The following is a 16,454-nucleotide window of genomic DNA, read 5'->3' on the forward strand; positions in this document are numbered from 1 at the left end:
CTGTCTTGGTGGGCAGGAATAATCAGCAAGATAGGATCGACCGGGGAAGTGAAACGTTTCAGTTTATTGCCGACAAGGATAAAGCGCGGACGCGCCGAGAGAAAGCGCAAATCGCAAGATGCATCATTTCCGATTTGGTAACAGTGACAGATCGTCGCTGCCAAATAACGGTGGGAGGGGCAAGCCTCCTCCCACAGGGGAATTTCAGTGTGTTTAGAAGGTGGTGCGGATGCCCAATTGCACACTGCGTCCCGGTGCCGGCGCGATATCGCGCAGGATCGAGCTGGCATAGCGCACGGTCTGGTTGGTCAGGTTTTCACCGTTCACAAACGCCAGCCATTGGCTGCCGCCGACATTGAAGTGATAACCGGCGCTCGCGCCCAATGTGGTGTAGCCATCGGTGCCGCTTTCGTTATCCGGCACACGGCCCTGGCCAGCGGCGTGTTCGACGTCGATGCGTGCCTGCCAGCGGTCCAGTTCCCACAGCAAACCGCTGTTCAAGCGCAACGGGGCGATGCGCGGCAAGGCTTCGCCGGTGTCGAGGTTGGTGGCGCGGGTGTAGTCGCCTGACAGCTCCAGCGCGAATTTGCCGTAGGCGCCTTCGCCGAGCTTGATGTGATCCTGGGCTTCGAAGCCGGCGAAACGTGCCCGCACGCCGGAATATTCGTACTCAGGAATGCCATCCGCGTCTTCTTCGCCTTCATCGTTCAGCGTACGACCCGTGCCCAGCAGGCCGATGTAATTGGAGAAGCGGCTGTAGAACACGCCGAAGCTGCCCTTGTGCGTGCCATTGTCAAAGCGCAGGGCCAGGTCGCTGGACACGGCCTTTTCTTTTTTCAGGTTGGCATCGCCCAGTTCATAGGTGCCGGTGGCGACGTGGGCGCCGTTGGCATACAGCTCGTAGAAGGTCGGCGCGCGCTCGGTGTAGCCCAGGGTCGCGGCCAGGGACCAGATGGGCGTCAGCGTATACACCGCGCCGGACGACAGGCTGCCGGCGGTGAAGTCGTTGGTCTTGTCGGCACCGGCAAAACGCGCGTTGCCCTTGGCGTCCGGGTCGACGCTGGTGTGCTCCAGGCGCCCGCCGAGGCTGAGCTTGAGGCGCTCGGTGGCCTGCATTTCTTCGAGGATAAACAGCGCGCCGGCGTTGGTGTCGGTCTGCGGCACGAAGGCTTCTTCACCGAGGGCCGAGAACTCGTTGCGGGTTACTTGGGCGCCCACCACGCCATCGAACGGGCCAACGGGCTGGTGACGCGCTTCGACGCGGGCTTCATAGCCTTTGTTCTTGAAGATCGTGCCGGTTTCGCCGCCTTCGATTTCGCGGTGCTCGTAGTCGGTGTAGCCCGCGTCGAGTTTGACCGAGGTGAACGGGCCTTGCAGGTTGCGGATCTCGGACGCAAAGGCGTAGTGATCCTGCTTCATGCGGATGCGCACTTCCTGCTCGGCCGGCGAGCCGTAGTTGCTGTCGTAGTTGCTGTAGGACAGCCCGGCGTAACCGTCGTCCCAGGTGTAGGAGCCGCCTACCGCACCGCCGTCCTGGCGCCCGTCGCTGTTGCCCAGGCGGCCGTTCCTGCCGGGTGCGTCATCGCTGTCCGGGGCGTGGCGGCTGCGGGCCTGGCCGGGGATTTTCAGGTCGTTGAATTCCCGCGCGTTGGCGTCCAGGTGCAAGGCGAAGGTGCCATTGCCGGCTTCCAGCTTGCCCGCACTGCTGCGCGTGGTATCGGCGCCGCCGTAACGCAATTCACCGGCGCCGTGGATGCCCTCGATGGCTTCGGTGGGGATGCGGTTGTCGAAGGTGTTGACCACGCCACCGATGGCGCTGCCGCCATACAACAGCGCTGCCGGGCCGCGTACGATTTCAATGCGTTCGACGTTGACCGGGTCCAGCGGCACCGCGTGGTCATAGGACAGCGACGACGCATCCAGCGCGCCCACGCCGTTGCGCAAAATGCGTATACGGTCGCCGTCCTGGCCACGAATGATCGGCCGGCTGGCGCCTGGGCCAAAGTACGAGGAGGACACGCCCGGTTGCTTGTTCAGGGTTTCGCCGAGGCTGCCTTTTTGTTGCAGGGTCAGCTCATCGCCCTCCAGCACGGTGGTCGGCGAGGCGAGTTGCTCGCTGCCCAGCGGGTTGCCGGTGATGACTTGGGGTTGCAGTTCCAGGGCGTGGGCTTCCGAGCTGATCAACAGGGCGGCGGCGAGCGGCGACAAGCGCCACAGGGAGGAGAGGGACATCGGACATTCCTTGGCAAAACGACGAAAAGATTTGAGATTTATAGTTACAATATAACATCTCTTTTTTGCCGGGAGCGGGAACTTTTTTTACCTGCCAGGGCGGAGTGATAAGGTGTGCGCCTTCGTGAGCACTTTTTCATAGGCCCGGCATGACCGCGACAAACAACGACCCCCTCCACGGCGTGACCCTGCAACACGTCCTCACCACCCTGGTGGAACACTACGAATGGGCAGGCCTGGCCGAACGCATTGATATCCGTTGCTTCAAGAGCGACCCGAGCATCAAGTCGAGCCTGACTTTCTTGCGCAAGACCCCATGGGCGCGGGAGAAGGTCGAAGGCTTGTACGTCAAGCTGATGCGCACCAAACGCCCGCTGGATTGACCTCATGAAGCGGTATGTGGCGGCAGCGGCGCTGGCCGGTTGGGTGGGCCTGGCGATTCAGCAATACCTGATTTTCTATTCGCGCTGGGAGTCCGGCGCCAGTCTGCTCGGCGGGCTGATCAACTTCTTCAGTTTCTTCACGGTGCTGACCAATACCCTGGCAGCGGTGGTGCTGAGCTATGCGTGGGTGAAGCGCGATTCTGCAGCCAGGCGGTTTTTCCTCGCCCCCGGCGTCAGCAGCGGCATCGCCGTCAGCATCGTGGTGGTCGGCTTGGCCTACAGCCTGTTGCTGCGGCATCTGTGGCAGCCCGAAGGCTTTCAATGGATCGCCGATGAACTGCTGCACGACGTGATGCCGCTGCTGTTCGTGCTGTACTGGTGGCGCTGCGTGCCCAAGGGCCAGTTGCGCCTCAAGCACATTGGCCTGTGGGTCATCTACCCGCTGGTGTACTTCGGCTATGTGCTGCTGCGCGGGGATTTGCTCGGGCAGTACCAGTACCCGTTCATCGATGTCGGCACCCTGGGTTATCCACAAGTGTTTGTGAATGCCGGGGGGATCCTGCTGGGGTTCGTGCTGGTTGCCCTGGCGGCGGTCGGCCTGGACAAGACCTTGAAGTCACCCCGAATTTAACCTGTACGGATCTCTGGGCAGGGAGCAACTCCCTTCTCCCAGGCTTTAAGCCTCGTCATCCCCCCGCTGCGCACCGTCCATGGTTTTCCATTGAGCGGTGTTTCGCCACGTCGCGCACTTATCAACACGTTAGTTGATGTGCTCGAGTAAATGTTGTTATTTTTCGTTGAGTGTAATCCCTCTCTTACAGTTATATCTGAAGACAAGCTTTTGCAACTAAGGCCGATGTAGTCCAATTCTTACGGATGTTTTCAAAGTTTTGGCAATTTGCCATGTTTTTCCTATGTGTTTAAGTGTTGCAGGGCTACGTAATTAGAAGAACTGGCCGACTTATGTTTTTGGAATTTGGTCGGGATAATCGCCTGGCTTCAAATGAGCTGGTTTGCAATACAAGTAATTGGAATAAATAGAGGAATTCTGTGCGCCACGGCGGCGGAATCACTTAAACGACGTTTATTACTAATGTGGGCATCTATAAATGAAAGCTAAAATGAAAACCGCGCTGTTCTCTATCGGGCTGTTGGTGGGGTCGATGTCCGTTGCCCAGGCGGCGGACGGAACTGTCACGTTCTTGGGGTCGGTCCATTCGGGTGCCTGCTCTATCAAGCCTGATTCGGTCGATCAGACCATTCCCCTTGGCGCGATCGCAAAACATCAATTGCAAGCGGGCGGGAAGTCCGAGCCGCGTCGCCTGCTGATTGAACTTGAGGGCTGCGACCTGGCGGGTCTCACCGATAACACCGTGACCACCACCTTCACCGGAGCGCCATCGAGCGTTGTGCCGGGTGCGCTGGGCACCGTCGGGAGCGCGGGCAATGTGGGCATCATGATGACCCATGGCAGTAAACCCGTTGAATTGGGCGTGGCTACCACGCCGCAAGTGATTGCCGCCGGTGACAACACGCTGGAGTTCGGTGCCTATGTACAAGGCGCCGCCACGGGCGACATCGTGCCAGGCGACTTCAGTGCGGTGACCAACTTCACCTTGGCTTATCAGTAAGCGTTTTCCCCCGCCACCCAGCGTGGCGGGGGAGGCTGGTGGAGGCACAGGTGAAAACATTCATAAGTCTCGCTATCTCCTCTTCTTTGGCGATGTTCATCAGCCCTGGGGTGGTTGCCCAGGAGCCTGCTCAAGGTGATGGGCTTGTCACGCTGGGAGGAGAGGTCGTCGACTCGGCCTGCGGGCTGGAGTTGGTCAGCGTCGATCAAACCATCGATACGGACCCCGAGCCCATTGGCCGGTTCCTGCGGCGCGCCAGGGGCCAGGACCAGTCCTTCCAGTTGCGCCTGGTCAATTGCACCTTGAGTCGTACCGATCCATCCCGTCCAGGGGTGACGCTGCCCGACTGGCAGCACCTTCGGGTGACGTTTGACGGCCCCACGGATAGAGGTGGTCGTTCTTTTGCGGTCTTTGGTGGCTCCCAAGGCGTTGCGATGAATATTGAGGATTCCGCTGGCCAGTTAAGTGTTCCGGGTCAGCCGATGACTCCACATCCGTTAACGGAAGGCGATATGACGCTGCACTACACGCTTCATTTTGTCGGTAACGGATTGCCCATAGTGGCCGGAGCCCACCGTACTGCCGTGCGGTTCAAGTTGGAATATTTTTGAACGTTGATGGGTTGCTTGCATGTTAAATACAGCGAAGGTCAAAAATACGCTGCGCCCAAGCCTTTTTGGCGGGTTGATATCATTGGCAGGCACTGCACTGGCTGCTGGGGATATTGAGTTTAATACTGATGTTCTTGATCTGAGTGATCGCACTAATATTGACTTGTCTCAGTTTGCCCGCAGCGGGTTTATTCTGCCGGGCACCTATTCGATGGTAGTGCAGATCAATGCCCAGCCCATTGCTGAGCAATCGGTGGCTTTCTATCCCCCCGATAATGACCCTAAAGGCAGCCAGGCATGTTTGTCGCTGGATCTTGTCGATCAATTGGGTCTCAAGGCGTCGGACGCGGCCAAACTCAAATGGTGGAAAAACGGCGAGTGCCTGGATACCGAAAGTTTGCCTGGCATGGAGGTCAGTGGCGACCTGGCCACCTCCACACTGAACATCAACCTGCCCCAGGCCTACCTCGAGTACAGCGCCATCCATTGGGATCCGCCGTCCCGGTGGGATGAGGGGGTGCCGGGGCTGCTGGTTGACTACAACATGACGGCGCAGTCCAGCTATCAAAAGAATGACGGCACCCGCAACAACCTCAGTGGTAACGGAACCCTTGGCGCCAATGCCGGGGCCTGGCGCCTGAGGGCCGACTGGCAGGGGCGGATCGAGAAAGGCGTGGAAGGGGCACCCAGGGATCAACAACAGTTGGAGTGGAGTCGCTACTACGCCTATCGCGCAGTGCCTGCACTGAAGGCACGCTTGACGGTCGGAGAGGACTACCTGTACTCGGACATCTTCGACAGCTTCCGTTTTACCGGGGCTTCGCTGATCTCGGATCAAAGCCAACTGCCACCCAACCTGCGTGGCTACGCACCGGAAGTCGTCGGGGTCGCCAAGACCAACGCAAGAATCATCATCAGCCAGAAGGGCCGCGTGCTGTATGAAACGCTGGTCGCCGCAGGCCCTTATCGCATTCAGGACCTCAGCGACGCCGTGAGTGGCACTCTGGATGTGCGGGTCGAGGAGCAGGACGGTTCGGTTCAGACCTTCCAGATCGATACGGCAGGCGTTCCCTACCTGACACGTCCTGGGCACGTTCGATACAAGCTGGCGACCGGGCGCCCGTCCGATCTTCAGTACGGTGCCAACGGCAGCGTTTTCGGCACCGGCGAATTCTCCTGGGGGATCAGCAATGGCTGGTCGCTGTTTGGCGGCGGGATAACGGATAACAACTACCGCGCATTGTCTGTCGGGGTCGGTCGCGACCTGCTGGCGTTCGGCGCCGTATCGCTGGATGCCACCCAGTCCCACGCCAGTGTGTGGAACCAGGCATTCTCGGGCAAATCCTACCGCCTTCAATACTCCAAGCACTTCGAGCAGTACGACAGCCAGGTCACGTTTGCCGGTTACCGGTTTTCCGAGAAAAACTACTTGAGCATGAGCGAGTACCTGGACGCCCGTCATTACGGGTTGAACGGTGAGCGCGGCGGGATCGAGCGCGGTGAATACATCGAGGGCTGGAAGCCGATTGGCGACAGCAAGGCCCTGTATACGGTGACGCTCAACAAGCAGTTTCGTGACCTTGGGGCGACCGTCTACGCCAGCTACAACAAGCAGACGTATTGGGGGCGCCCGGACACTCAGCGTTGGAACCTGTCGATGTCGCGCTACTTCAATGTGGGAACCGTCAGGAACATGAGCCTGTCCCTGAACATGTTTCGCACCCAGGAGTATGCCTACAAGGATAACGGAATGGCGCTGACGGTCAGCCTGCCGTTGGGGCGCAGCGGCACCCTGTCGCTGGACGCCAACAGGACCTCGGGTAAAGAGAGTTTCTCGACGCGCTACAGCGATCGCCTCGATGAGCGCAACAGTTACCAGCTCAATGCAAGCGACCGCTCCGCCAGCGGCTATCTGAGTCATATCGGCGACCAGGCCGACATCGATCTCAGCGCCAGCACCCAGGAAGGCAGTGGCAGGACCCTCAGTGCATCCATTCGCGGCGGCGGCACGCTCACGCCCTACGGTGCGGCGCTGCACCGAACCAATGGCACCGGTGGCACCCGCCTGATGCTCGACACCGGAGGTGTGCCCGATGTGCCTGTGCGTGGTTACGGCACATCGACCCGCACCAACGCGTTCGGCAAGGCAGTGATTTCCGATATCAGCAGCTACCAGCGTACGGCCGCCACTGTCGACCTGGAGAACCTGCCGAGCAACGTTGAAGCCACTCAATCGGTGACCCAACTGACCCTTACCGAAGGGGCCATTGGTTATCGGTCCCTGGACGTGATTGCCGGTGAGAAGGCCATGGCTGTCCTGCGCCTGCCGGATGGCAGTGCACCGCCCTTCGGCGCGACGGTGAAGAACACCAAACAGCAGGACACCGGGATTGTGAACGACGGTGGCGCTGTTTACCTGAGCGGTATTCAGGCCGGTGAGCAAATGATCGTCAGTTGGGGCGGCATCGAACGCTGCCTGCTCACGCTGCCCGTCGCGCTGCCCGCAGACAGCTTGACCGATGCCTTGCAATTGCGCTGCCAGAGCGTAGCCACTGATCAATCCTCACCCGAGCCAGCAGCGCTGACCGGGAAGCGTACCGATACGGAGAACAACGCCTCATGATGCTCAATACGCACCCCACACTCCTGGTCTTCGCACTGCTGGCTCTGGGTCTGAGCCAGAGTGCCGGCGCCGCGGTTGGCCTGGACCGAACCCGGGTGATTTTTGACGGTGGCAAGGATGCGACCAGCGTGAATATCACCAATAACAACACCCAACTGCCGTACCTGGCCCAAGGCTGGATCGAGGACGAGGAGGGCAACAAGATCACCTCGCCCTTGATCGTGCTGCCGCCGGTTCAACGTTTGGAGCCCGGCAAGCAAAGCCAGGTGAAAGTGCAGGCGTTGCCGGCGGCCAAGTCGTTGCCGCAGGATCGCGAGACGGTCTACTACTTCAACCTGCGGGAGATTCCACCGCGCAGCGACAAATCCAACACCCTGCAAATCGCGCTGCAGACCCGGATTAAATTGTTCTACCGACCGCAGGCCATCGCTCCCAGTCAGCAAGACCTGTCCAACCCCTGGCAGGAAAAGCTGACCCTGACCCGCCAGGGCGACCGTTACCAGGTGAACAACCCTACGCCTTACTACGTGTCTCTGGTGGATGCTCGCAGCAGCAAAGACGGCAAGACCGTGCCGGGTTTCGAGCCCGTGATGATCCCGCCTAAAGGCACGCAAACCCTCGGGCCGACGGCCAAGGCGCTGGGCAATTCACCCTACCTGGCCTACGTGAATGACTACGGCGGGCGTCCATTACTGGCGTTCACCTGCACGGGCGAAACATGCAAGGTGAACTTGCAAGTCTCGACGCCTAATGAGTAGCAGCCTGCAGCGGGAGAGCGTCATGAAGTTGCACAACGTGAAAGTCCTGGGCTGTGTGTTACTGGTCCTGGCAACGCGCGCGGGCGCCGAGGATGACGATGGAATCGATGGCCAGCGTGGCCGGTTGAACGTTTCCGGATCCATGCATGAGTCCCCTTGCACGCTGGAGATGACATCGTTGCATCAAACGGTCGACTTGGGCGCCGTGTCTGCCAGTCAGCTGCAACGACCTGGCGATCAGGCCCCATCGAAGCCGTTTCAACTGCGTTTTCAGGATTGCCAGCGCACCGCAGGCAGTATCCGCAGCGAACGTACCGGGAACCTGGCATGGAGCGCTCACCAACCGGTGTTGTCGGTGACGTTTGTTGCCCCTGCCGATGCCGACGACCCACGACTGGTCAAAGTGCAAGGCATCACCGGGATGGGACTGCGGTTGACCGATGCCCTGGGGCGCGATGTACAGCTGGGCTCCAGGGGCGAACCGTTGTTTCTGAGCGAGGGCAGCACGACCCAGACGTGGAATGTTCAACCCACGCGTACCTCCGCGCCGTTGACCAGCGGAGCGTTTCGGGCCGTGGTGGATTTCAGGCTCAGTTATGAGTAAGGGCAAAACAATGGCTAAGTCAGTCGGCTCGCGGGCCATTCTTATCGTGGGGGGCCTGTTGTGGGCGGTCAGTCAAGGCGCGCAGGCCGAGACCAGCCTGATCATCCGCGCAGTCATCATTGCGCCTCCGCCCTGCGTCATCAATGGCGGCGGTACGCTCAATGTGCCTTTTGGCAATGACCTTCTTACGTCACGGATCGACGGGGTCAACTACCGTCGCAACGTGCCTTACACCGTCACCTGTGACGCCCCGTTCAGTAACGCGATGACTCTCCAGCTCAGGGGGACCGGGGCTTCGTTCGATGGGCGTGTGCTCTCGACCCGCAACCCGGACCTGGGGGTCAAGCTGTCGCTCAATGGCGCTGACTGGGCGCTGAATTCGAGCGTGAATTTTACCTATCCGAACTTTCCCGTGGTGCAGGCGGTGCCTGTCAAGCGCGCGGGCAGCCGGCTGGTGGGAGGCGCATTCGACGCTGCCGCCACCTTCGTGATCGATTACCAGTGATGAGGAGCGCGCAATGACATGCTGGCAGCAGCGAGCCTTGCTCGCTTTGTGTTCCATCGGCCTCTGCCATAGTGCGTCGGCCAACGTAACGTTCAGCGGAACGCTTAACGAGCCCCCGCCCTGCACCATTGATGCGGGCAACAAGATTGAAGTCGACTTTGGGGATGTGGGGGTCAAGCGGGTCGATGGGGTGAAATATCGCCGGGGGGTGGGTTACACCATCAATTGTGGCGTCGACACGCTCCCGTGGGTACTCAAGTTGAGTGTCAACGGTACCCCCACGACGTTCGACGGCGCGGCATTGCAGACCAGTGCACCTGACCTGGGTATTCGGATATTCCAAAACAACCTGCCGTTTCGACTCAATACGCCACTGGACATCACCCTGTCTTCCCCGCCGGTATTGGAAGTCGTGCCGGTCAAACAGCCCGGTGCAACGCTTGCCCCCGCCAGGTTTACCGCGGTGGCGACGTTGTTGGCCGAGTACCAGTAGGAGTTGGATATGGGACATGAAACTGTTCGTAGGGCCAGGCTGTACGCCGTGCTGGCGTGCCTGCCGGCCCTCGGCCTGATCTGCGAAGCACACGCGGCGGATAACCTGAATTTCAAGGGCAACCTGGTTGAAGAAGCCTGCACCATCCGCCCGGGTGACGAGGCAATCAGCCTGGAACTCTGGGACCTGACCAGCAAGCACCTCTACATCAATACGCGTTCGGTGGGCAAAGGTTTCAAGCTGCACCTGGAGGACTGCGACACCACCATCGGCGACACGGTGACCATCACGTTCGGCGGCGTAGAAAACCGGGAGCTTCCGGGGTTGCTCGCACTCGATGGTGGAAGCGGCGCCTCCGGTATCGGGATCGGTATAGAGACGCTGGGTAACAAGCCCTTGCCGCTGAATAAAACCAGCGACGAACAGGTACTGAGTAATGGCAGCAATGTCATCGAACTCAAAGCCTACGTGCAAGGGGAGCCGATGGCCATCAGGGACCAGACCATAGGGCACGGCAGCTATACCGCGACTTCTACTTTTACGCTGGATTATCCGTAATTCAAACGCTCGACAACCGGGCGCATACGCATGGGGCTCCAGATCAATCAGGTCTGCACGAACTGATTGTTCGCTGGATGGCGCCTGTGTAGATAAGCAACGAGAGATCAACATGAAACGACTATATGACAGCGCCATTGTGCTTCTCCTGCTGATTGGCGTCAGCACGACCGCGCAGGCCGTAGACTGTCGGGTCAATGGCGGTGAGTGGGCGCGCGTCACTCATCTGACCGTCCCCGTAACGGTACGACTCGATGCGGATCGCACGAGGATCCTGATGGAAGGTGCCCGGCTCGAATGTCGGTTTACGGCTGGAGCAGGCCCGGCTTGGGGGGCGGACTATTGGGAAACCGGCAATGCCTCTGGGACACCTTGGACATCCGGCCCCAAGTTCGTCAGTGAACGGAGTGGTTTGCGTATCAATGGCGCTTTCCTCAATACCCCGGTTCCGGCGGGTATACGGGTGGCTACCATGCCCAACAACGGGATCGGCTATCCGATCAATATCACCCCTTACATCCTGGTGCGTCACAGTCCCTCCAATCCGATCGATATACGAACAGGAGATACCCTCGGCCTGTTGCGTCTCACCAGCTCGAACAATTACGACGCGACACGGCCGCAACTCACGGTCACGTATACGGCTGCCAACAACTTCACCATCTCCCCGTCCACCTGCACGATCAACAATAACAACCCGATCGAGATCAACTTCGGCAATGTGCACCAAAGAGCAATAGGTACCGATCCGCTGACCACGACCATCCGCAGCAACCGCCGGCTCACCTATTCATGCCCGGACGGCGGGATTACCACGCCGATCACCATCACCTACAAAGGTACCGCCTCGTCGTTCGACACGCGCCTGCTGCGCATGACCAACCCGGACGTGGGCACGGCCCTGGTTCGTGGCGCAAGCGCGGTTCAAGTCGGTGGTTCATTCCTGACCCAAATCACCAACAGTGTGGGGAGCGACGATGTGACGTTTTCCCTCGTACGGCGTTTCGGTTCACTGCCTGCCGCTGGGGTTGTCAGCGGCAGCGGCGTCCTTGTAATGGGGGTGCCCTGAGGCTTACTCCTCTTCGCTGCCTTCCGCACGCCAGTAACCCACCGCCTTGAGGAACGCCTCATTGACCTTGTGTGTGTCCAGCAGCACCCGGCGGACCTGGCGCGACAGCCTGGTTTCGGTGGCGACAAAGCTGTACAACGAACCGCTCGGCAGCGTCAGTTTCTGCACGGTGTCGAGCAGGTCGTCCTGGCCGCGCACGATCCATTTCACCTCCACATCGGCAGCACTTGCCAGTGCCTGCCGTTCCGCCGCATTGGCGATTTCGATCACCGCCAGCACCTTGCGCCCGGCCGGTAATTCTTCCAGGCGCCGAGCAATGGCCGGGATCGCCGTCTCATCGCCGATCAGCAAATAGCTGTCGAACATATCCGGCACGATCATCGAGCCCCGTGGCCCGCCGATATACAGGTGCTGGCCGACCTTGGCCTGTTCAGCCCAGGTGGAGGCCGGGCCGTCGCCGTGCAGCACGAAGTCGATGTCCAGTTCGCCGATGTCCAGGTCGAAGCGGCGTGGCGTGTAGTCGCGCATCGCCGGCTGCGGGCCGTCGCCCTTGATGTTGAAGGTCGGGCTTTCCAGCGCCGCTTGTTCCGCAGCGTTCTGTGGGAACAGCAGCTTGATGTGATCGTCACTGCCCAGGCTGATAAAGCCCGCCAGTTCCGGGCCGCCCAGGGTGATGCGGCGCATGCGCGGGGTGAGGTCGACTACCCGCAATACTTCAAGGCGGCGGCGTTTGATTTCGTGGGTGACACGGTGGATGGCTTGCGTATTCATTGAGCTGTCCCGTCGGCAATGGCTTGGGCGGCGCCGTTGAGCAGCGCCGCGACACGAACGATTTCTTCCGGGCTCCAGCGCCCGTGGTGCGAATGCAAGGCATGGCGCAGGTTGTGCACGGCCTCGTGGATTTCCGCAGGGCGGTCATGACCGCGCAGCGAGCGTTTGCTCAATTGGATGCGCATGCGCACACCGTCCAGCGCAACCGCCTGTTCGCTTAAGAAGAGACGTCCGGCGTCGGTGATTGTGTAGCGTTTTTTTCCGCCTTCGGCGTCGCCGCTGATCAATTCGCTTTCTTCCAGGAAGGTCAGCGTCGGGTAGATCACCCCTGGGCTTGGGGTGTAGGCGCCGTCAAACAGGCCTTCGATCTGGCGGATCAGGTCGTAGCCGTGGCACGGCTGTTCGGCGATCAGGGCGGGCAGCAGCAGCTTCAGGTCGCCCGGCGCAAAGACGCGCGGGCCACGGCCGCCGCGTTCGCGGACGGGGCGTTTCTCGAAGCCGTCGCGGTCGTCACCGTGGTCTCGGTGGTGATGAGGGTCTCTCATGATCGTTCTCTCCTGTCTAATTAAGATGCAACTTAAGATATATCTTATGAAGAGCGCAAAATCGTCTGACGAACGGTAGCGCAAGCAAATCTGCGCTTGGCGGGTGGTCGGTAGGGGTGAACGGAGCGTGGCACTGCTCGCCTTTAAGTGGGCGAACACATGGCATTTGCATGAATATTAAATACAGTTGTTAGCTGGAGTGTTTGCTCTAGAAGTATGCAGACTCAAGCCCGCTCTAGTCGTGTGGCCGATCTCCTACAGCTTTATGATTTATATAAGTAGTATCAGTGATGTTTGGATGTAATTAGTGGATGACAGTTAATGTTCATATTATTGAATATTAAGGTTTTTTTCTTTCCGGTCGGGTCGAGATTTATTACGCGCTAAAGCGAGGTTGCTGGCATCGTCAAGTGTGATTTCCAAGCACTATTTACCTGCGTCGCAAGACCCGGTTTATTCGTGTTTTGTCGCATTGGGAAAATCGGTTTCCCAACCAACATCTAATGCCACAACAGGTACTTAAAATGCTTAAGAAGACCGCTTTCGTACTGCCGTTTCTCGCACTGGCTTTCAGCACGTCCAGCGTGTTCGCCGCAGGTGAAGCCAGCAGTGTCATCAACATCAAGGCAACGATTCCGACCAAGCAGTTCCACGCGCAGCCACGTGACCCCAACTTCGGTCGTGACGAAACCATGAACTACAACACCGTCACCGGCGAGTTGAGCCAGTTGCGCGCCACCTACGATGTGAAAAACACCGACGGCTCGATCAAGGCTTACATCGAGGGCGGCCCTGCTTCGTTGACCAACGGTAGCGACGCGATCGCACTGACCAACACCTTCAACGGTGTCGTACTGACCGGCTCGCCGCTGGAAGTGGTCGATGATGCCAGCTCCACTCCAGGTACCCAGGCGGACCTGGTAGTGGCCGCTGCCAAACCTGCGGATGGCGTTTCCGGGCTCTTCACCACCAACTACACCATCGTGTTCGACCACGAGCCGCGCGTCACGCCGTGAAGCCAGGCTCGTTGAGCGGTAAGCACCGGCCTGTGGCTCGGTAGTCAAACCGGTCGGCAGTCAGTCTCTGTCTGTCGGTCGGCCGGTTTTCTCGTATTGAAATTCGAAATCAGAGTATTCCGTTCATGTTCCCGATGACTCCCATCGCGGCAGCGCTTGCCTTGTTGTTTTGTGCGAACGCGCTGGCGGCAGGTACTGCCGACGGCACTACACCTCGTAGTCTGCTTTCCCAGGCCAAGGGACTTCCGGCGGACTTTGAAGAGCATTTCTTCGACGTGCCCCTGGCAGTCAAGGTGGATCTGGACCAAGAGTTTGTGTCCGAGGCGATGATCGTATTGACCCGTGATGACGGGCTGACCTTACTCGACTTTACCGACCATGACGGCAGCGTGATCAAGGATGACGAGCGTGACCGCTGGGCCGAGTACCTGAAACAAGGCGTGCCCCTGGGGGCATGCGAAACCAATTGCCCCGACGGGCTCATGGCCGTGCATTACAACCTGGAAAACTCCACGGTTTCCCTGCTGACCGAAAATGCCGAGCGCGACGCCGAGGAGCAGCGCTACTACTTTCTGCCCACCGGCGGCAGCACTGGCCTGATCGTGCGCAACCAGATGAACCTCAGCGGTGGCGAAGGGCAGGACCTGGGCGGGCGCTTCGGCATCGATGCCAGCAGCAGCCTGGGCCTGTGGAGCCAGACCCTGAACATGCAGTTCTCGCGTCTCGGCGGGCCGGACGACGATGACCTCAACCACGCCGTGTATGCGCTCTATACCCAGCGTGAACTGCAGGGCAACTTCCTGCGCTTGGGCTATTTCACACCCAATGCCGAAGGCCTGACCCGCCAGTTGCGAACCTTCGGGGCCAGCCCGGACACCGCCGTGGGCGTGATGTATGGCAGTTCCGACAGCCTGATGATCAATAATTCCAAGCCTGCCGTTTACCCGATCTATGTCACCGCCAGCCGCCAGGCATCGGTGGAGATTTATCGCAATGGCCTGCTGATCAACACCCAGCCGGTCAGCAGCGGCTTGCACAGCCTGGACACGCGGCCGCTGCCCGGTGGCATTTATGAAGTGGAAGTACGCCTGGTGGAGGACGGCCAGATCACCAGCACCACCCAGGAGTTGGTGTACAAGCCCAACAACTGGCGCAACCACGACGAGCGCTGGCGCTACAACCTGTTTGCTGGCCGGGAAAGCAAACTGCTGAGCAACTTTGATGAGCAGAGCAGCGGCAGCCCGACCGCAGGCATCTTGGTGAACTACCTGGCTCACCCCCGTGTGGTGTTGGGGGCGTCCGGTCGCCAGGTCAAGGACAACATGCAATACGGCACCTCGGTCGACTGGACCCTCGCCGACCAGGCCAGCCTGTATGCCAACGTCTACTGGACGGAAAAATACGGCACCGGCCTCGACCTCAACGGCCTGTACAACTACGGCCTGGGAAGCGTCGTGTTCAACCACACGCGCAGCTGGCTAGACACCCGTAACACCTATGAAACCCTGCCGGATGGCACGCGCATTCGCCAGCGCGACGTGTTTGTGGGCCAGACCAGTAACTCATCGATTTCAGTCAACCACCGCTTGAGCAACCTGCGCTCGATCAACGCTCGCCTGTTCTACAGCGAAGGCAACAGTGAAGGCGTCGGCCTGGACCTGGGCTGGACCGAGCGCACCCATATGTTCGGCAACGACGCCAACTGGCGCGTGTCGGTATTTGACCGGCCAGCCACCGCCAGCACGGGCGACCGGCGCAACCGTGGGGTCGACCTGAGCATCAGCCTGGCCCTCGGCGCCCCCGGCGAGCAGTGGTCCGCCAGCATCGGCACGCGTACCTCCCGCGAGGGCACCCGCGACAACAATGCCTCGCTGACCTACCGCAAGGACCTGCAAGACCACGTGCTGCAAAGCGTCTCCGCCACGGCGATCACTGACACCTACGGCATCGGTTTGTCCGGCATGGCCAGTTTCGAGAACGAGTTTGTCAGTGGTGATGGCTACGTCCAGCGTTCCTCATTCAACAATGAGCTGGCGGGCGGCCTGAACCTGGACAGCACCTTTGCCCTGGGCCAACAAAAAATGGTGCTCACCAGCCAATACCACGGCACCGGCTCCGGGTTGATCGTGGATGTCGAAACCGACGTCGACGACATCGCCCTGCGCGCCGACGACTTGAGCGGCGGTAGCACGGCCCTGCGCCCTGGTCGCAACTTCATCCCGATCACCGCCTACAAAGGCAGCTCGGTGAGCTTCGACTTCGAAGGCAACCACGCGCCCTCGGCCTCGATTCAACCGCCGCGCACGCGCTACCACCTGAACAAGGGCGGCGTGGAGTACCGCAAGGTCAGCGTGATGCAAACCGTCACCGTGCTCGGGCGCTTGGTGGACCCTCAGGGCAAACCGCTCAAGGGCCTGCATGTGATCAACCACGCCACGCGTGGGGTGAGTGAGGTCGATGGGTTCTTCTCCCTGGAAATGAACGCCAGCTCGCCAACCCTGGAAGTGCGCCGCAACAACCAACTGCTCTGCCAGTTCAGGCTTGATCCTTCCAAAGCGCGCCTTGAAAACAGTGTGCTGATGATCGGGGACTTGCGCTGCACGCCGGATACGTTGGCGGAGTCCACAGTCACCGAACAGATTGCCGGTTGAGCAT

16 protein-coding genes are annotated in these 16,454 nt (G+C 59.9%); 13 read left to right on the forward strand and 3 right to left on the reverse strand.

Annotation, left to right across the window (positions count from 1 at the left end; all coding sequences use genetic code 11):
• Positions 1 to 213 precede the first annotated feature (213 nt).
• Complete coding sequence (locus F6S08_RS06400) at positions 214 to 2,232, reverse strand: TonB-dependent receptor (RefSeq protein WP_065926575.1); 2,019 nt, start codon at positions 2,230 to 2,232, stop codon at positions 214 to 216.
• A 149-nt stretch (positions 2,233 to 2,381) separates the two neighbouring features.
• Between F6S08_RS06400 and F6S08_RS06405 the strand changes: the two genes are divergently transcribed.
• The 11 genes from F6S08_RS06405 to F6S08_RS06455 all read left to right on the forward strand — a co-directional run bounded on the left by F6S08_RS06405 (position 2,382) and on the right by F6S08_RS06455 (position 11,467).
• A complete protein-coding gene (locus F6S08_RS06405) occupies positions 2,382 to 2,615 on the forward strand; it encodes a VF530 family DNA-binding protein (RefSeq protein WP_027604640.1) in 234 nt (77 codons plus the stop codon).
• Between the two features lie 4 nt (positions 2,616 to 2,619).
• Positions 2,620 to 3,246 (forward strand): Pr6Pr family membrane protein, encoded by a 627-nt coding sequence (locus F6S08_RS06410; RefSeq protein ID WP_065948890.1) that lies wholly within the window; start codon positions 2,620 to 2,622, stop codon positions 3,244 to 3,246.
• 490 nt (positions 3,247 to 3,736) lie between these two features.
• Positions 3,737 to 4,246 carry a fimbrial protein gene (locus F6S08_RS06415; protein WP_065926573.1) on the forward strand — a complete coding sequence of 170 codons (510 nt, stop codon included), beginning with the start codon at positions 3,737 to 3,739 and terminating at the stop codon, positions 4,244 to 4,246.
• A gap of 50 nt (positions 4,247 to 4,296) precedes the next feature.
• A complete protein-coding gene (locus tag F6S08_RS06420; RefSeq protein ID WP_065926572.1) occupies positions 4,297 to 4,857 on the forward strand; it encodes a fimbrial protein in 561 nt (186 codons plus the stop codon).
• A gap of 19 nt (positions 4,858 to 4,876) precedes the next feature.
• Positions 4,877 to 7,480 (forward strand): outer membrane usher protein, encoded by a 2,604-nt coding sequence (locus F6S08_RS06425; protein WP_315871403.1) that lies wholly within the window; start codon positions 4,877 to 4,879, stop codon positions 7,478 to 7,480.
• On the forward strand, positions 7,477 to 8,238 hold the full coding sequence (locus F6S08_RS06430) for a fimbria/pilus periplasmic chaperone (protein WP_065926571.1): 762 nt from the start codon (positions 7,477 to 7,479) through the stop codon (positions 8,236 to 8,238). Before F6S08_RS06425 ends, F6S08_RS06430 begins: the two co-directional genes overlap by 4 nt.
• Before the next feature lie 22 nt (positions 8,239 to 8,260).
• Positions 8,261 to 8,842: a fimbrial protein gene (locus F6S08_RS06435; RefSeq protein ID WP_065948889.1), complete on the forward strand. Its 582-nt coding sequence runs from the start codon at positions 8,261 to 8,263 to the stop codon at positions 8,840 to 8,842.
• A gap of 10 nt (positions 8,843 to 8,852) precedes the next feature.
• Positions 8,853 to 9,347 carry a fimbrial protein gene (locus F6S08_RS06440; RefSeq protein ID WP_065926569.1) on the forward strand — a complete coding sequence of 165 codons (495 nt, stop codon included), beginning with the start codon at positions 8,853 to 8,855 and terminating at the stop codon, positions 9,345 to 9,347.
• Between the two features lie 13 nt (positions 9,348 to 9,360).
• Positions 9,361 to 9,840, forward strand: a complete 480-nt coding sequence (locus F6S08_RS06445; protein ID WP_065926568.1) for a fimbrial protein — start codon at positions 9,361 to 9,363, stop codon at positions 9,838 to 9,840.
• A gap of 9 nt (positions 9,841 to 9,849) precedes the next feature.
• A complete protein-coding gene (locus F6S08_RS06450) occupies positions 9,850 to 10,398 on the forward strand; it encodes a fimbrial protein (protein WP_074844028.1) in 549 nt (182 codons plus the stop codon).
• Between the two features lie 112 nt (positions 10,399 to 10,510).
• Positions 10,511 to 11,467 carry a fimbrial protein gene (locus F6S08_RS06455; RefSeq protein WP_065926566.1) on the forward strand — a complete coding sequence of 319 codons (957 nt, stop codon included), beginning with the start codon at positions 10,511 to 10,513 and terminating at the stop codon, positions 11,465 to 11,467.
• Positions 11,468 to 11,470: 3 nt separating this feature from the next.
• Here F6S08_RS06455 and F6S08_RS06460 read toward each other — a convergent pair whose 3' ends face one another.
• Both F6S08_RS06460 and F6S08_RS06465 read right to left on the reverse strand, forming a co-directional pair.
• Complete coding sequence (locus tag F6S08_RS06460) at positions 11,471 to 12,238, reverse strand: siderophore-interacting protein (protein ID WP_065926565.1); 768 nt, start codon at positions 12,236 to 12,238, stop codon at positions 11,471 to 11,473.
• Entirely contained in the window at positions 12,235 to 12,783 is a 549-nt protein-coding gene (locus F6S08_RS06465) for a PadR family transcriptional regulator (protein ID WP_065926564.1), read from the reverse strand. The genes F6S08_RS06460 and F6S08_RS06465 overlap by 4 nt, the downstream gene beginning before the upstream one ends.
• Positions 12,784 to 13,307: 524 nt before the next feature.
• On the opposite strand from F6S08_RS06465, the gene F6S08_RS06470 reads away from it, so the two are divergent.
• Positions 13,308 to 13,799 (forward strand): CS1 type fimbrial major subunit, encoded by a 492-nt coding sequence (locus F6S08_RS06470; protein ID WP_065926563.1) that lies wholly within the window; start codon positions 13,308 to 13,310, stop codon positions 13,797 to 13,799.
• 125 nt (positions 13,800 to 13,924) lie between these two features.
• Positions 13,925 to 16,450, forward strand: coding sequence for a CS1-pili formation C-terminal domain-containing protein (locus F6S08_RS06475; RefSeq protein ID WP_315871404.1), 2,526 nt, complete (start codon positions 13,925 to 13,927; stop codon positions 16,448 to 16,450).
• The last annotated feature ends 4 nt before the right edge of the window (positions 16,451 to 16,454 follow it).

Origin of the sequence: Pseudomonas sp. JV449 (assembly GCF_032424295.1) — a bacterium.
GTDB lineage: Bacteria > Pseudomonadota > Gammaproteobacteria > Pseudomonadales > Pseudomonadaceae > Aquipseudomonas > Aquipseudomonas marginalis.

Coding starts and splice junctions, on each gene's coding strand:
- F6S08_RS06475 (WP_315871404.1), top strand. CDS start 13,925: ATGTTCCCGATGACTCCCATCGCGGCAGCGCTTGCCTTGTTGTTTTGT.
- F6S08_RS06455 (WP_065926566.1), top strand. CDS start 10,511: ATGAAACGACTATATGACAGCGCCATTGTGCTTCTCCTGCTGATTGGC.
- F6S08_RS06405 (WP_027604640.1), top strand. CDS start 2,382: ATGACCGCGACAAACAACGACCCCCTCCACGGCGTGACCCTGCAACAC.
- F6S08_RS06425 (WP_315871403.1), top strand. CDS start 4,877: ATGTTAAATACAGCGAAGGTCAAAAATACGCTGCGCCCAAGCCTTTTT.
- F6S08_RS06440 (WP_065926569.1), top strand. CDS start 8,853: ATGGCTAAGTCAGTCGGCTCGCGGGCCATTCTTATCGTGGGGGGCCTG.
- F6S08_RS06470 (WP_065926563.1), top strand. CDS start 13,308: ATGCTTAAGAAGACCGCTTTCGTACTGCCGTTTCTCGCACTGGCTTTC.
- F6S08_RS06400 (WP_065926575.1), bottom strand. CDS start 2,232: ATGTCCCTCTCCTCCCTGTGGCGCTTGTCGCCGCTCGCCGCCGCCCTG.
- F6S08_RS06410 (WP_065948890.1), top strand. CDS start 2,620: ATGAAGCGGTATGTGGCGGCAGCGGCGCTGGCCGGTTGGGTGGGCCTG.
- F6S08_RS06460 (WP_065926565.1), bottom strand. CDS start 12,238: ATGAATACGCAAGCCATCCACCGTGTCACCCACGAAATCAAACGCCGC.
- F6S08_RS06415 (WP_065926573.1), top strand. CDS start 3,737: ATGAAAACCGCGCTGTTCTCTATCGGGCTGTTGGTGGGGTCGATGTCC.
- F6S08_RS06435 (WP_065948889.1), top strand. CDS start 8,261: ATGAAGTTGCACAACGTGAAAGTCCTGGGCTGTGTGTTACTGGTCCTG.
- F6S08_RS06445 (WP_065926568.1), top strand. CDS start 9,361: ATGACATGCTGGCAGCAGCGAGCCTTGCTCGCTTTGTGTTCCATCGGC.
- F6S08_RS06430 (WP_065926571.1), top strand. CDS start 7,477: ATGATGCTCAATACGCACCCCACACTCCTGGTCTTCGCACTGCTGGCT.
- F6S08_RS06450 (WP_074844028.1), top strand. CDS start 9,850: ATGGGACATGAAACTGTTCGTAGGGCCAGGCTGTACGCCGTGCTGGCG.
- F6S08_RS06465 (WP_065926564.1), bottom strand. CDS start 12,783: ATGAGAGACCCTCATCACCACCGAGACCACGGTGACGACCGCGACGGC.